This is a genomic window from Roseobacter fucihabitans, from assembly GCF_014337925.2.
Taxonomy (GTDB): domain Bacteria; phylum Pseudomonadota; class Alphaproteobacteria; order Rhodobacterales; family Rhodobacteraceae; genus Roseobacter; species Roseobacter fucihabitans.
The window spans coordinates 3239217-3254541 of record NZ_CP143423.1; the positions used below are offsets into that span (position 1 = coordinate 3239217).

Consider the following 15325-nt stretch of genomic DNA (forward strand, 5'->3'; position numbering starts at 1 on the left):
ACCTACTTGGTCCCGAACATCCGATCACCCGCATCGCCAAGACCCGGCACTATATAGCCCACTTCATTGAGTTTTTCATCCACCGCAGCCGTGACGATCGGCACATCGGGATGCGCCTGCTGCATCCGCGCGATCCCTTCAGGGGCCGCCAGAAGGCAGAGAAAACGGATATTTGTCGCGCCCGCCTGTTTGAGCAGATCAATCGCCGCCACAGATGAATTCCCGGTCGCCAGCATCGGATCAACAGCAATGACCAGACGGTCATCCAGACCTTCGGGCACCTTGAAATAATATTGCACCGGTTGGAGCGTCTTTTCATCGCGGTAAAGCCCGACGAACCCCACGCGTGCCGATGGGATCAACTCCAGAACACCGTCCAGCAACCCATTCCCCGCCCGCAGGATCGAAATCAACGCCAGTTTCTTGCCGTCCAATGTCGGAGCATGCATCTTCTGCATCGGCGTTTCGATTTCCTTGGTGGTCATCGGCAGACCGCGCGTGACCTCATAGGCAAGCAACTGGCTGATCTCGCGCAGCAATTGCCGGAAAACCGCGGTCGGCGTGTCCTTGTCGCGCATGATGGTGAGTTTGTGCTGCACCAACGGGTGATCAACAACGGTGACGTGGTCGGTCATAACAAGCCTCTTTTTAATTCTGGTCCGGTTTAGACCTGAAAACGATTGCGCTGCAACCCGCAGATGTCATCTGCGCACCGATGCGCTTTCGGGAACCGCAACGCCGAGGTGGCGTGCGACAATGCCAGCAACATCACTGAAACCGATATGCCCCAATGCCTTACACCCCGCCCCCGCGATCAGCACCGGCACCCGTTCACGCGTATGATCGGTCCCGACCCAAGTCGGATCATTGCCGTGATCCGCCGTCAGCACCATAATGTCACCGGGGCGCAACCGCGGGATCAATTTGCCGATTTCTGCGTCAAACCACTCGAGCGCACGCGCATAGCCAGACACGTCACGTCGATGGCCATAAAGGCTGTCAAACTCCACGAAATTGGCGAATGTCAGGCTCCCCTCCTCGGCGGTATCAACCAGATTGCCAAGGTGTTTCATCAACATCTCATCATTGCCTTTACGCACTGCATCAATGCCCTGCATGGAGAAAATATCGCCGATTTTGCCGACAGCATACACCTTTTGCCCCGCATCCTGGACCCAGTTGGTCAGAATGGGCTTAGGCGGCGACATGGCAAAATCGCGTCGGTTGCCCGTGCGCGCAAACCCGATGTCGGCATCCCCCAGAAACGGGCGGGCGATCACCCGTCCAACCCGCATGTCATGCAAGGTGGGGGCCAGCGCCGCACAGAGGTCCATGAGGCGATCTAAGCCAAAGGTCTCCTCATGTGCGGCGATCTGAAACACCGAATCCGCTGATGTGTAACAGATCGGATGACCGCTGCGCATGTGCTCTGCGCCATGCTGATCCACAATCACCGTCCCGGAGGCGTGGCAATTGCCCAGAATGCCGCTGACGCCCGCCTGCGCGCATATTTGATCCACAATCTCTGCGGGGAATGCGCGCTCCTGGTCAGGGAAGTAATGCCACTCCCAAGGCACCGGAACACCGGCCAGTTCCCAATGTCCGGAGGGTGTATCCTTGCCCTGGGACACTTCGGTGGCCACACCCCAGACGCCTTCAGGCTCGCGCCCCAGTCCAAGGGCGAAGGTATCGCTGGCCAGTTGCACGGCGCGCCCCAGTCCCAGCCGATCCAGAGTGGGCAAGCGCAAAGGCCCCACGCGCCCCGTTGCTGCCTGCCCCTGCGCACAGGCGCGCGCGATATGGGCGAGCGTGTTGGCCCCCTCATCCGGAACGGAGCCGTTGAAAAAGCAATGCGCATCCGGCGCACCGCCAATGCCGACCGAATCCATCACCACCAGAAACGCGCGTACCATCAGATGATCCTTTCCCGGATCAGTTCCGGTGTTTTGGGCGGTGGTGTATCCGCCAGTTCGATTGCCGCCTGCACCTGCGCCACCGCTCTGTCGGCCGCATCCGGGCGTGCTGCGTGGATTAATGCAAGCGGCTGGCCCCGCGCGATCCTGTCGCCCAGACGCACGACCTGCGCAATGCCGACGGCGGGATCGATCAAATCGCTTTCTACGGTACGCCCACCGCCCAGGGTGACCACGGCCATGCCCAGAGCTTCGCCGTTGATGGCGTGCACATACCCCGAACCGCGCGCGTGCACGGCGCGGATCACCGTGGCCTCGGGCAGGAACCGCGCCCAGTTTTCCACAAAACGCACGGGGCCGCCCATGGCGGCGATCATTTTCCCGAAACGCTGCGCCGCGCGGCCATCGCGTAATGTGGCATCTATGGCCTCCTCCCCGGCTTTGATATTTGCGGCCAGACCCGCGTTCGCGAGCAAAGCCCCGCCAAGCGCCACTGAAATCTCGACCAGCGGGCCGATGGCCTCCCCGCTCAGCACGCGCATCACCTCGGCCACTTCAAGCGCATTGCCAAGGCAGGGTGCCAGCGGCTGGTTCATATCGCTGATCATGGCCATGGTTTTGCACCCCGCCGCATTGGCTGTCTGCACGAGTGAGCCCGCCAAATCACGGGCAGCCTCCATGTCTTTCATGAACGCTCCGCTGCCGACCTTCACATCCAATATCAAACCGTCCAGCCCTCCAGCCAGTTTTTTGGACAGGATGGAGGCCGTGATCAGATCGAGGCTATCGACCGTAGAGGTCACATCGCGCACCGCATAAAGCCGCTTATCCGCTGGCGCGATGTCTGCGCTGGCACCCACAATCGCGCATCCCGCCTGCGCGACCACAGCCCGAAACCGCGCCTCGTCCAGTTGCGTGCTGACACCGGGGATCGCGTCAAGTTTATCCAGCGTGCCGCCGGTATGGCCCAACCCGCGCCCCGAAATCATCGGCACATAAGCCCCGCAAGCCGCCAGGGCAGGCGCAAGTATCAGCGATACACAATCCCCGACCCCGCCGGTCGAATGCTTGTCCAGAACCGGGCCATCGAGGTCCCATTTCAACACCTTGCCACTGTCGCGCATGGCCAGTGTCAGCGCCACGCGCCCCTCAGCGCTCAGACCCCGCAGGCAAATCCCCATGGCAAAGGCACCCGCCTGCGCATCACTGATCGCGCCATCAGCAAGCCCCTGCGCGAGCCAGGTCAACTCTTCGCCGTCCAGTGGGGCCCCGCGGCGCAGCTGCGCCAGAAGCATCCGCGCGCTCAATTGGCTCATGTCGACATATGATCCGCGTTAAAGACACCCGGCAACAAATCCCCCATCGTCATGACCTGCTCGATGCCCGTGAGCGTCGCCATGGTCACGCGCATGTCACTGGTTGCAAATTCCGCGAGCTTCTGGCGACATCCACCACAGGGCGTCACCGGAGTCGGCGATCCGGCAACAACATAGGCCTCGATCACGCTGGTCTCTCCGGCAGCAACCATGGCGGCAATCGCCCCGGCTTCGGCGCAGGTGCCCTCCGGGTAGGCGACGTTTTCCACGTTGCACCCGACATAGACCGCGCCCGAGGCGGCCCGGATTGCCGCCCCCACCTTGAACCCGGAATAGGGCGCATGGGCATTTTCGCGCACGGTTGTTGCGGCCTCTTTGAGCGACATATGAACCTCTTGTGACATCATGCTGTCCCCCAGCGTGTCCTCAGTGACGCGCGTTTGCAAGAGGCAGGGCGCTCAAACTGCCCCGCCCGGTGTGGTGTTGAAAACACCCGGCAAGGAGACCTCAAGCAGTTCAAGATCATCCGAGGGGTCCCCGTAGCGCACCGGCATGCCCGGCGGGATCACAAATGCATCCCCCGCTTCCAACTTATGCGGTGCGCGCCCTTCGCCCTCCAAAACCATGTGACCTGCCATGACAAAAGTGAACAGAATATCTCCATCATGCTGCGTCCAAACGCTTTTCTCGGCGGTAGCGCGCACCACATGCACGCCCGCTACATTGCCGGTATGGGCGGCAATCGTCGTATCACGGCTCTCGAAACCGGGGATGCGGAACGGCCCCCATGTCGCCGCATCGGCCTTGTGATGCACGAACCGCTGGCCGGAGAACACCCGCTCCGGATTGGCAGGGCCATTGGGCAGTTCCATATCGTGATCAATCGTCGTGACATGCTCTGCCGGCACGCCAATTTCGATCACTTCGATGTTGTCAGAGGCAAAAAGGACGCGGTGCCGGATCTGGGGCGGTTGGATCACGCAATTGCCCGCGTGCAGGCGGAAGGGTTCGCCTTGGTCTTCATAGACCAGATCAACCCAGCCGCGATAGCAGAAGATCAGCTGAAACCCGACCGTGTGGTAATGCACCATATCAGGCACCGGCCCGCCGTCGGGAATGCGGATGTGGCTGGCAATGATCGACCCGCCCAGACGGTCGGGAATAAGATCACGGTAATGCATACCTGCCCGCCCGATCACCCAGGGGGCCTGATCCGCCAGGCGGCGCACCACAAAGCTATGCACCGTTTCGGGCATCACCAGCGGTTCGTACAGCGGGGCGATGTCGATCTGCGTGCCGTTGGGGGCCTTAAGGCGTGTCTTACCATCGGCAAACCCATCTGGATCCTCACAAAGGATGCGCAAATGCCCCGGCGCGACTGCGACGTCTTTTTCGATACGGACACGCAAACCATGCCCGGAAAATACCGCGACCGTAGGGTCATCCGCGGGATATATCATATCCATCCGCATCCCCAAAACCTTGGTATAAAAAGGAATATCGTCACGCAACTCCTGCGTTGGCAACAAAACCTCAGCTTTGATCTCGCCCATGACACCTCTCTTGCTTGCACCCGCATCCTGCGGTGCGCCCCACAGATTTACAAGACATCACCAAGGACCCGCGCGCAAACGACCCCTACCCCGCGCCCGTCGCAGGCGCACAAAAAAACAGCACCTTGGCGCGCACCCTTGAGTAGTTTAATGCTAAACTATTCCGATCGGAGGAGCTTCCACGTCATGACTGAATCCAAGAACCTGCGCCAGGCGGCACTTGATTACCACGAGTTCCCAAAGCCGGGAAAACTCGAAATTCGTGCCACGAAACCACTGGCCAATGGGCGTGATCTTGCGCGGGCCTATTCTCCGGGCGTGGCCGAGGCCTGTTTGGAAATCAAACAAGAGCCTTCAACGGCGGCGCGCTATACCGCGCGCGGTAACCTGGTCGGCGTTGTGACCAATGGCACGGCCGTTTTGGGGCTTGGAAACATCGGCGCGCTGGCCTCCAAACCGGTGATGGAGGGCAAGGCCGTTCTGTTCAAGAAATTCGCAAACATTGATTGCTTTGACATTGAAGTAGACGAAAGCGATCCGGAAAAACTGGCCGACATCGTTTGTGCTTTGGAACCGACGTTCGGTGCGATCAACCTTGAAGACATCAAGGCCCCGGATTGTTTCACCGTGGAGCGCATTTGCCGCGAGCGGATGAACATCCCTGTCTTTCATGATGACCAGCATGGCACCGCCATTGTCGTGGGTGCCGCTGTGACCAACGCGCTTTATGTGGCGGGCAAGACCTTTGAGGACATCAAGATCGTCTCGACAGGGGGCGGGGCTGCGGGCATCGCCTGTCTGAACATGCTGCTCAAACTGGGCGTGAAGCGCGAGAATGTGTGGCTCTGCGACATTCACGGCCTTGTCTATGAGGGCCGCGAGATCGACATGAACCCCAGCAAAACCCAATTTGCGCAAAACTCCGATCTGCGCACGCTGGAGGACGTCATCGGGCAGGCTGATCTGTTCCTCGGGCTCTCCGGACCGGGCGTTTTGCAGCCCGAAATGGTCTCGAAAATGGCAGAGCGCCCGATCGTTTTTGCACTGGCCAACCCGACCCCGGAAATCCTCCCCGACCTCGTGCGCAGCGTCGCACCCGATGCGATCATCGCCACCGGGCGGTCCGATTTTCCCAATCAGGTCAACAATGTACTCTGCTTCCCCTTTATTTTTCGCGGCGCGCTTGATGTGGGTGCGACCACCATCAACGACGAAATGGAGCTGGCCTGTATCGACGGAATTGCAGAATTGGCGCGTGCCACGACATCCGCAGAGGCCGCCGCCGCATATCAGGGTGAACAGCTGACGTTCGGTCCCGATTACCTCATCCCAAAACCGTTTGATCCGCGTCTTGTCGGTGTTGTTTCCTCCGCCGTGGCGCGCGCGGCAATGGAAACCGGTGTCGCCACTCGGCCCATCGAAGATCTGGAGGTCTATCGTCAAAAACTGGACGGGTCGGTCTTCAAATCCGCGCTATTGATGCGCCCGGTCTTTCAGGCGGCCCGCATGGCCCCGCGCAAGATCGTGTTTGCAGAGGGCGAAGACGAGCGTGTGCTGCGCTGCGCACAAGCTGTGCTGGAAGAAACTACCGAGAAACCCATTCTGATCGGGCGCCCCGATGTGATCGAAACCCGCATCGAGCGCGCCGGCCTCACCATTCGTCTGGGCAAGGACGTCGATCTGGTGAACCCGGAAAATGACCCGCGTTACCGGGATTATTGGGAAACCTATCACGCCCTGATGGCGCGCCGCGGTGCCACGCCGGACATCGCGCGGGCCATCATGCGTACCAATACCACCGCCATTGGCGCGGTCATGGTACAGCGCCAGGAAGCAGATAGCCTGATCTGCGGCACCTTTGGTGAATTCCGTTGGCATCTGAATTACCTGCAACAGATTCTCGGGCGGGACGGACGCAAACCCGATGGTGCGCTGTCGATGATGATCCTTGAGGACGGGCCATTGTTCATTGCGGATACGCAGGTGCATTTGCATCCAGACCCCGAACAGATTGCGACAATCGCCATGGGGGCTGCGCGCCATGTGCGCCGATTTGGCATCGAGCCTAAGGTTGCGTTTTGCTCGCAGTCGCAATTCGGCAATCAGGGCGAAGGCACCGGAGGGCGTTTGCGTGCTGCGATCAAACTGCTGGATGCGCGCAGCCCTGATTTCTGCTATGAGGGCGAGATGAATATCGACACCGCGCTCGATGCAGAATTGCGCGCGCGGGTTATGCCCTCCAACCGGATGGAAGGGGCGGCCAATGTTCTGGTCTTTGCCCATGCGGATGCGGCATCGGGCGTGCGTAACATTCTCAAAATGAAAGGCGGCGGGCTGGAAGTCGGGCCCATTCTGATGGGCATGGGCAATAAGGCGCATATCGTTTCCCCCTCCATCACCGCGCGCGGGCTTCTCAATATGGCGGCCATCTCCGGGACGCCGGTGGATCAATACGGCTAAGAGAAACGCGATCTCAAGCGGGGTTTCAGTGTCTTGCAGTTTTAGCAGACTAAACCGCAGTGGTCATTAGGATGACTTCTTCTTGATTTTGATTTCGACCAGCAAACACCCTATGTTCTTTCTAAGACAACCGTTCGCTTCATTCATCTTTCGGAGTTGCCCCGTGATCCAAAAAATGGCCTTCATATCCGCAACCGCCCTGCTGGCCTTGGGTGCATGCGCCACAGTGTCGAGCGAGACAATCAGCACGGTCGTGGTGGATGGGGAGGCCTATGACGTTCGCACCCGCACGATCGAGGGCGCAAACGGGTCTTATGAGACGTCGAGCGTTCGGGTAAATGCCCGGTATTACCTGTGCATCCTTGACAGCCCCGGCGATTGCGAAGCTGCCGCGCGCAGGGGGCTGGAAGACCCGATTGACCGCTTTTGAGCCGCCGCGCCTGTGCCACCCGGCGTTTCTGACCGGCTCACGCTTCATCCGGTTGCCGCTACGTATCATCCGCCCCCTTCGGATCGCAGATGCACCAAACCATTGCGTCATGGCGCGGGGGACCTGAAGCGTCGAAACCTTCACCCCCCCCGGTCGTCGCAATAATTCACAATAATTCGCAATAAGGAGACCTCATCACATGCAGCGTTTGATCGGGATAGCCGCCTTGAGCGCATGTTGTGTTCTTGCGGCCTGCACGAGCGCGACGCAGGAAAAAACCGGCTTGCTGAGCGTGGATGGGAAAGCCTACCCGCTCAAAACCCGCAGTTTCCAGACCGACCAAGGGAGCCGCGCGCAGCGGTATGAGCGCACATCCGTCGCCGTCGGCGCAACCCGTGTGGTGTGCGATCTTGAAGAGCCGGGACAATGCGAAAAGATGATTCGCCGCGCCGAGCTGGGGGACCTGCGGCGCACCGTCGACAGCCCCGTTAACGCAAACATCTTCGATTTCCCTTTCGGGCTTTGATCTCAGCCTCTTGCGGTTCGCCCCGCCGCGCGGCTACACCAAGGGAGGTGCAAGGCCGGGAGGGACATATGGGCTATCAGGAAATATACGCTGCCAGCATGGCGGATCCCGAGAAATTCTGGATGGAAGCCGCTGAGGCTATTGCGTGGAGCAAACCTCCGAGTAAGGCTCTGTTTGATCGTGGCGACGACCTTTATGAATGGTACGCGGATGGGTTGACCAACGGGTGTTACAACGCCGTTGACCGCCATGTGGCGGACGGTCGCGGCGATCAGGTCGCAATCATCCATGACAGCCCGATTACCGGTTCCAAATCGCACCTGACCTACTCTGAGTTGCAAACACGGGTGGCCGCGCTGGCCGGGGCGCTCGTTGCGCAGGGTGTGAGCAAGGGCGACCGGGTGATCATCTATATGCCCATGGTGCCGGAGGCGTTGGAGGCGATGCTGGCCTGCGCGCGCATCGGGGCGGTTCATTCCGTGGTTTTCGGCGGGTTCGCGGCCAATGAATTGGCGGTTCGGATCGATGATTGCGAGCCCAAGGCGATCCTTGCGGCCTCCTGCGGGTTGGAGCCGGGCCGGGTGATCCATTACAAGCCCCTGCTGGACGGCGCGATTGACATGGCGCGGCATAAACCAAAGGTCTGCCTGATCCTGCAACGGGATCAGGAACGCGCCGACTTGATCCCCGGACGTGATCTGGATTGGCACGCCGCACAGGACGGCGTAACCCCTGCGGAATGTGTGCCGGTTGAAGGCAATCATCCGGCCTATATCCTCTATACTTCTGGCACGACCGGCGCACCCAAGGGTGTTGTGCGCCACACTGGCGGGCATCTGGTGGCGCTCCACTGGACGATGAAAAACATCTACCAATGCGATCCCGGTGATGTCTTCTGGGCCGCATCCGACGTGGGCTGGGTCGTGGGGCACAGCTATATCTGTTACGCACCACTGATCCACGGCAACACCACCATCGTGTTTGAGGGCAAGCCCGTCGGCACCCCTGATGCGGGCACGTTCTGGCGGGTGATTTCCGAACATAACGTGCGCAGTTTCTTTACCGCACCGACGGCGATCCGGGCGGTCAAACGCGAGGACCCCAAGGGGCTGGAGCGGCAGAGATACGACCTGTCGTGTTTGCGCGCGCTTTACCTTGCTGGGGAACGCGCCGACCCTGATACCATCGAGTGGGCCGGTGATACCCTCGGCGTGCCGGTCTATGATCACTGGTGGCAGACGGAGACCGGCTATACCATCGCGGGTAACCCGGCCGGGCTCGAAGCCTTGCCGGTCAAGATCGGCTCTCCCACCGTCGCCATGCCAGGCTATGACGTGCAGATTCTCGATGAGGCCGGGCATCCGCAAAAGCCCGGTGAATTGGGCGCAATCGCAATCAAACTGCCGCTGCCCCCCGGAACCCTGCCGACGCTCTGGAATGCCACGGATCGATTTCGCAAAAGCTATCTCACGCATTTCCCCGGCTATTACGAAACCGGCGACGCGGGCATGATCGACGCGGATGGGTATCTTTATATCATGGCGCGCACGGATGACGTGATCAATGTTGCCGGGCACCGTCTGAGCACCGGCGCGATGGAAGAGATCCTGGCCGCCCATCCGGATGTCGCGGAATGCGCGGTAGTGGGTGTGTCGGATGCGCTTAAGGGGCAGGCACCCTTGGGTCTTTTATGTCTGACCAAGGGGGTGAACCGAGCGCATGGTGAGATCACCTCGGAATGCGTGAAGCTGGTGCGCGAGAAAATCGGCCCCGTGGCGGCCTTCAAGAATGCGCTGGTCGTGGAGCGTCTGCCCAAAACACGCTCGGGTAAAATCTTGCGCGCAACGGTGGTTAAAATCGCAGATAACGAACCCTTCAAGATGCCCGCGACAATAGACGACCCCGCAATTCTGGATGAAATAAAGAACGCATTGCAAACTATTGGTTACGCAAAAGATAAAGGGTCGGAATGAACCGCCAAAGCAGTGCTTTGGGACATTTTTCATGGCCTGTGAATAAAACCGCAATGCCCCCGTTGCGCACAACATAAAAAGGACGACCCCCGCAGGCATCGCCCTTTTTTTAAATCGGTCGCTACGAGGTAATTCAAGCGGCCGATTTATATTCTGCGACAAAGCTGTCGATCTGACGCTCAGCTTCATCCTTGGCGATGCCATAGCGTTCCTGGATCAGACCCGCAAGTCGGTCGCGGTCGCCCTCAAGCATATCGACCTCGTCATCGGTCAACTCGCCCCATTTGGATTGCACCTGACCGGCCATCTGTTTCCAGTTACCTTTGATAATGTCCCAGTTCATTGGTCTCTCCTTTACCAGTTGATCTCTTTGAACCAAGCACATGCGCTTCATATGCTCTTGCAAATACAACACCGCAGGGAACCAGAAAGTTCCCGAAGAAACCGTATTTCTGAAAATCCATTCAAATCGCGATTGGAGCCATGTGGCGGCTACGGACACAAACCAACGTCACAACAGCTCAAACACCGCGCCGCTCTTTGGCAGGCCAAAGCCATGCCGGGGAGCGCGCGTTGCAGGTCAGGTGAGATGAAATTCACCACGCCTTCCCGCGGCGTAGCACCGTCATTCCGGCTTGTGCCGGTCTGGTTCATCCGTTGGAGGTTGCTCGCCCGCACCGGGCACCAGCCCATAGGGTTTTGCGATCTGCCAGACGTGATCGGGGATCATGTTCTTCATCTTTGCCGGCACTTCACGGCGCAGATGCAGGACCGTCTCGGCGGCCTTCATCTCCACACGCGCGCGCGCAAACTCCAACCCGCGCGGCCCGATGCGCGGTTGCAGCCAACTCACGATAGGGCGCAGCCAGTCGGGCATCCGCCGCAGGGGCAACCCGCCCGCCGCGCGTTCTGTATTGGCCACGAACCCCTTGACGGCACCGGCACGTTTGCCCGCTGAGCCCGGCGCGCTCACCCGGATGTCATCCGCGATCGTATCGAGGATTTCGGCGCCGCGTGCATTGCGCACGATCACCCATTGCTCCCCCTGCCCGCCCATATACCCCACCGTGATATCGGCCAGCGCGTTGGTGTAATCCACACAGCTGCGGCAGGTCAGCGGGAAAAAGTCACGCGGCAGATCAGAGATCGGCAGCGATAGAAACGGGATCAAACGCTGGCGTCCGTCATTATAGCGCAGCTCGACTTTGAAATCGGTGCGAAACTCAAGATAGGTGATCGCGGCGGGGTCTTCATCCAGCAGGTTCAGGAACTGGTGGAAGTTCTCGGTCGTCGTATTGTCCGAACAGGGCGTGCCGATCACATAGAGCCGCTCCAGCCCCAGGTCTGCCTCCAAGGCGCGCAGCGCATAGATCTGGCAGGGGATCCCGATTACGGCCAGTCGGGTAAACCCCTGCGCCTGCGCCGTTTCCAGCAGAGCGAGCAGCGGCGCATAGCCCATCCGCATCCCCCGCGCCTGCGCCATGTCCTGCGCCTGCGTGATCAGCGCCGGTTTGGGCCGCCAGACGTCATCCGGGTCCGCCACCATGCATAAAACGGCCTGCACCTTGCCGGTTTCCAGCAGACGCGCGCCCAGCGATGTGGTGATCCCGCTCCATTGTGCACCGGGTTTGGGCGTTTTCATCTCGGCACGGTACATCGCCTGAAACGGGCCAAAAAACACCTCGTCGCCAACCTCACGCGTACGCCCATGCACCCGCCCCTCAAAACGCGGATAATCCGGCGCAATGAACTGGCAGGCGCGCCCGCAAGCCTTGGCGTCTTTCATCCGGGATACGCCGCAATCTGTGCAAAGGCCACGCGGCTCAGCAGGGCCAATATCAGGCGTCTGGATCATGTGAATTGCTCGCTGATCAGGCGCTCTTCAAGACCATGACCGGGATCAAACAGGATACGGTGCACGGTCTGCGTATCGGATCGGATTTCGACACTGATGACCCCCATGACCGAATTCGCATCCGCCTCCGCCATCACCGGTCGTTTTTCCGGTTCCAGCACATCAAAGCGTACCACCGCCTTTTTGGGCAGCAATGCCCCACGCCAGCGTCGCGGGCGAAAAGCGCTCATGGCCGTGAGCGCCAGCACTTCCGAACCGATGGGAATAATCGGGCCATGCGCTGAGTAATTATAGGCGGTGGAGCCTGCGGGCGTGCACACCAGCGCGCCGTCACAGACCAATTCCTGCATGCGCAACCGTCCATCCACGGTGATCTTCAGTTTCGCCGCCTGTGGCCCGGCGCGCAACAAAGAGACCTCATTGATCGCAAGCGCCTTGGTGGTCGAGCCATCCGCGCAGGTCGCGGTCATGCTGAGTGGGTTGATCTCGGCTTCCTCCGCCGCCTCCAACCGGTCCAGCAGATCGGTTTCAGAGTAGGTGTTCATCAAAAAGCCGATGGTGCCGCGGTTCATACCATAAACCGGCGTCGCCAGTTTTTGCACATCATGCAACGTTTGCAGCATGAAGCCGTCCCCGCCTAGCGCGACAATGGCATCCGCATCTTCCAGAGGCGCATTTCCATATCGGGTGATCAACGCAGCCCGCGCAGTTTGTGCAACCTCCGCTCGGCTGGCGGTAAAGGCGATCTTGAGGGGCATTGGTCATTTCCGATCCGGGTCTTTGTGATCCGAAACAAGCACATATCACCCGCCAAGGCCAGCGTCGCAGCACATACCACCTTTCGGCTGAATTGCCCCGCTGTGCCCTTCGCCCTATCAACGCCGCAGAGAACGGTTCACGGGTCGCTTTACACTCTTTGCGCGCGACTTAGTTTACTGTAGAAATCTTTAACTTTGATCACTCGATAGGGAGACCCCTCATGAACGCCCCGCACCGTGCCCCCGGCTTTTTCACCACATCGCTGGCCGACAGCGACCCGGAAATCTTTGCCTCCATCACCGATGAATTGGGACGCCAGCGCGATGAGATCGAACTGATCGCGTCCGAAAACATCGTGTCGGCGGCCGTGCTGGAAGCCCAAGGCTCCATCATGACCAATAAATACGCCGAAGGATATCCGGGGCGGCGCTATTACGGTGGATGCCAGTTCGTCGACGTGGCCGAAGAGCTCGCGATCGAACGCGCCTGCAAGCTGTTTGAGTGCGGTTTTGCGAATGTCCAACCAAACTCCGGCAGCCAGGCAAACCAGGGCGTATTTCAGGCGCTGTTGCAACCGGGTGATACGATTCTGGGCATGTCCCTGGATGCGGGCGGCCATTTGACCCACGGGGCCAAGCCAAACCAGTCCGGCAAGTGGTTCAACGCGGTGCAATATGGTGTGCGGCGCGAAGACAACCTGTTGGATTACGATCAGGTCGAGGCCCTTGCAAAAGAGCACAATCCCAAGATGATCATCGCAGGCGGTTCTGCCATTCCGCGCCAGATCGATTTCGCCCGGATGCGCGAGATCGCCGATATGGTGGGGGCCTATCTGCATGTGGACATGGCGCATTTTGCGGGTCTTGTCGCGGCAGGGGAACACCCCTCGCCCTTCCCCCACGCACATGTGGCGACGACAACGACCCATAAAACCCTGCGCGGGCCACGCGGTGGAATGATCCTGACGAATGATGAGGCGCTGGCGAAGAAATTCAACTCCGCGATTTTTCCGGGCATTCAGGGTGGACCCTTGATGCATGTCATCGCCGGCAAGGCCGTGGCCTTTGGCGAAGCATTGCGGCCCGACTTCAAGGACTACATCAAACAGGTCATCACCAATGCGCAGGCTCTGAGCGATCAGTTGATCAAGGGCGGTCTCGACACTGTCACACATGGCACGGATACACATGTGCTGCTTGTCGATTTGCGCCCTAAAAGCGTGAAGGGCAACGCGACCGAGAAGGCGCTCGGGCGGGCGCATATCACATGCAACAAGAACGGCGTGCCGTTTGATCCGGAAAAGCCGATGGTGACGTCTGGCATCCGCCTGGGATCGCCCGCCGGCACGACCCGTGGGTTTGGTGAGCCAGAGTTCCGCCAAATCGCCGATTGGATCATCGAAGTCGTCGATGGGCTTGCGGCAACCGGCGAAGAAGGCAACGCAGCGGTTGAGGCCAAGGTCAAGTCAGAGGTACAGCAGATGTGCGCCCGTTTCCCGATGTATCCCAACCTTTAGCGCGGGGTAAAGGTGGCCTGAAGCCCACCCTACGTCGATACCAACCGGCGATGTGACATGCCGTAGGGTGGGCTTCAGGCCACCCTTTCGGACCTCTAAAGGGCAGTAACGGTATGAAGATAACACGTTCAGGCACCGCACAATCCGCAGACGGGCCATCCGCGTATTTCACCGGCGCGGTGCACATCGCCCCTCTGCTTAATGCACCCGACCCTTCGCGCCTGCGTGCCGCCTTGGTGACTTTCGAGGCCGGAGCACGTACGGCGTGGCATACCCATCCGCTCGGTCAAACACTAATCATCACGTCTGGATCCGGTTACGCTCAAAGCGAAGCTGGACCGGTGCAGGCCCTTCACCCAGGGGATGTTGTATGGTTTCCCCCTGATGAAAGACACTGGCACGGCGCAACCGCCGAGGAAGCTATGAGCCACATCGCTCTTCAGGAAGCGCTCGACGGGGAAACGGTGGCATGGCACGAGCTGGTGAGCGATGCCCAATACACACAAGAGCCCTCGCGCACAGAGAAGTGAAGGACTACCGGCTGACGCCGGTAGCATCATTTGGAGGAATGTAATTCCAGATACTGCGTGATGATGTCGTCGGTGACATTGCCGGAGGTGGTTGAGAAGTATCCCCGGGCCCAGAACCGCCTCCCCCAGTAGCGCTTCTTCAACTCCGGGAACTCCATCTGTATCCGTCGCGACGAGCGGCCTTTGATGCGCTGCATGACTTTGGACAGGGAGAGCTTTGGTGGGCTCGACAGGAACATATGGACATGGTCGCGACCCAACACGCCTTTCACAATATGGACGCCCATTTCAGCACAGGTTTGCATGATAATCTCTCGGATACGCTCCCGCATCGGCCCTTGCAAAACCTTGTAGCGATATTTTGTGGCCCACACGACGTGAAACCTGTGGTAAAATCGCGTGTGAGCGGATTTCGAATAACGCATGATCTTCTCTCTTGAATTTTGAAACCACACCGCCTCAGCGGGTTTCAAAATTCAAGAGAGAAGATCAAA

General features: G+C 59.6%; 15 protein-coding genes. 6 read left to right on the forward strand and 9 right to left on the reverse strand.

Annotation, left to right across the window (positions count from 1 at the left end):
* Positions 1-2 precede the first annotated feature (2 nt).
* From upp to ROLI_RS15930, 5 genes are all read right to left on the reverse strand, one after another.
* The gene (gene upp, locus ROLI_RS15910; protein ID WP_187429467.1) at positions 3-635 is read right to left on the reverse strand and encodes a uracil phosphoribosyltransferase; all 633 of its coding nucleotides are present in this window, start codon (positions 633-635) and stop codon (positions 3-5) included.
* Between the two features lie 66 nt (positions 636-701).
* Positions 702-1913 (reverse strand): phosphopentomutase, encoded by a 1212-nt coding sequence (locus ROLI_RS15915; RefSeq protein ID WP_187429468.1) that lies wholly within the window; start codon positions 1911-1913, stop codon positions 702-704.
* Positions 1913-3220 (reverse strand): thymidine phosphorylase, encoded by a 1308-nt coding sequence (locus ROLI_RS15920; protein ID WP_187429489.1) that lies wholly within the window; start codon positions 3218-3220, stop codon positions 1913-1915. Before ROLI_RS15920 ends, ROLI_RS15915 begins: the two co-directional genes overlap by 1 nt.
* Before the next feature lie 5 nt (positions 3221-3225).
* Complete coding sequence (locus ROLI_RS15925; protein ID WP_262386446.1) at positions 3226-3633, reverse strand: cytidine deaminase; 408 nt, start codon at positions 3631-3633, stop codon at positions 3226-3228.
* Positions 3634-3687: 54 nt separating this feature from the next.
* Positions 3688-4782 (reverse strand): cupin domain-containing protein, encoded by a 1095-nt coding sequence (locus ROLI_RS15930; protein ID WP_187429469.1) that lies wholly within the window; start codon positions 4780-4782, stop codon positions 3688-3690.
* 186 nt (positions 4783-4968) lie between these two features.
* Between ROLI_RS15930 and ROLI_RS15935 the strand changes: the two genes are divergently transcribed.
* The 4 genes from ROLI_RS15935 (at position 4969) to ROLI_RS15950 (ending at position 10171) form a co-directional block, all read left to right on the forward strand.
* Positions 4969-7242, forward strand: a complete 2274-nt coding sequence (locus tag ROLI_RS15935; protein WP_187429470.1) for an NADP-dependent malic enzyme — start codon at positions 4969-4971, stop codon at positions 7240-7242.
* A 163-nt stretch (positions 7243-7405) separates the two neighbouring features.
* Positions 7406-7672, forward strand: coding sequence for a hypothetical protein (locus ROLI_RS15940; protein ID WP_187429471.1), 267 nt, complete (start codon positions 7406-7408; stop codon positions 7670-7672).
* A 199-nt stretch (positions 7673-7871) separates the two neighbouring features.
* Complete coding sequence (locus tag ROLI_RS15945) at positions 7872-8198, forward strand: hypothetical protein (RefSeq protein ID WP_187429472.1); 327 nt, start codon at positions 7872-7874, stop codon at positions 8196-8198.
* A 68-nt stretch (positions 8199-8266) separates the two neighbouring features.
* The gene (locus tag ROLI_RS15950; RefSeq protein WP_187429473.1) at positions 8267-10171 is read left to right on the forward strand and encodes a propionyl-CoA synthetase; all 1905 of its coding nucleotides are present in this window, start codon (positions 8267-8269) and stop codon (positions 10169-10171) included.
* 133 nt (positions 10172-10304) lie between these two features.
* Here ROLI_RS15950 and ROLI_RS15955 read toward each other — a convergent pair whose 3' ends face one another.
* The 3 genes from ROLI_RS15955 to ROLI_RS15965 all read right to left on the reverse strand — a co-directional run bounded on the left by ROLI_RS15955 (position 10305) and on the right by ROLI_RS15965 (position 12784).
* Positions 10305-10514, reverse strand: a complete 210-nt coding sequence (locus tag ROLI_RS15955) for a CsbD family protein (RefSeq protein WP_187429474.1) — start codon at positions 10512-10514, stop codon at positions 10305-10307.
* A gap of 282 nt (positions 10515-10796) precedes the next feature.
* Complete coding sequence (locus tag ROLI_RS15960; protein WP_187429475.1) at positions 10797-12026, reverse strand: Coenzyme F420 hydrogenase/dehydrogenase, beta subunit C-terminal domain; 1230 nt, start codon at positions 12024-12026, stop codon at positions 10797-10799.
* On the reverse strand, positions 12023-12784 hold the full coding sequence (locus ROLI_RS15965; RefSeq protein ID WP_187429476.1) for an NAD kinase: 762 nt from the start codon (positions 12782-12784) through the stop codon (positions 12023-12025). Before ROLI_RS15965 ends, ROLI_RS15960 begins: the two co-directional genes overlap by 4 nt.
* Before the next feature lie 221 nt (positions 12785-13005).
* On the opposite strand from ROLI_RS15965, the gene glyA reads away from it, so the two are divergent.
* A complete protein-coding gene (glyA, locus tag ROLI_RS15970; RefSeq protein WP_187429477.1) occupies positions 13006-14301 on the forward strand; it encodes a serine hydroxymethyltransferase in 1296 nt (431 codons plus the stop codon).
* 113 nt (positions 14302-14414) lie between these two features.
* Complete coding sequence (locus ROLI_RS15975) at positions 14415-14831, forward strand: cupin domain-containing protein (RefSeq protein WP_187429478.1); 417 nt, start codon at positions 14415-14417, stop codon at positions 14829-14831.
* Between the two features lie 26 nt (positions 14832-14857).
* Here the strand turns inward: ROLI_RS15975 and tnpA are convergent, their stop codons facing one another.
* On the reverse strand, positions 14858-15259 hold the full coding sequence (gene tnpA / locus ROLI_RS15980) for an IS200/IS605 family transposase (RefSeq protein ID WP_405049029.1): 402 nt from the start codon (positions 15257-15259) through the stop codon (positions 14858-14860).
* Positions 15260-15325: the final 66 nt, after the last annotated feature.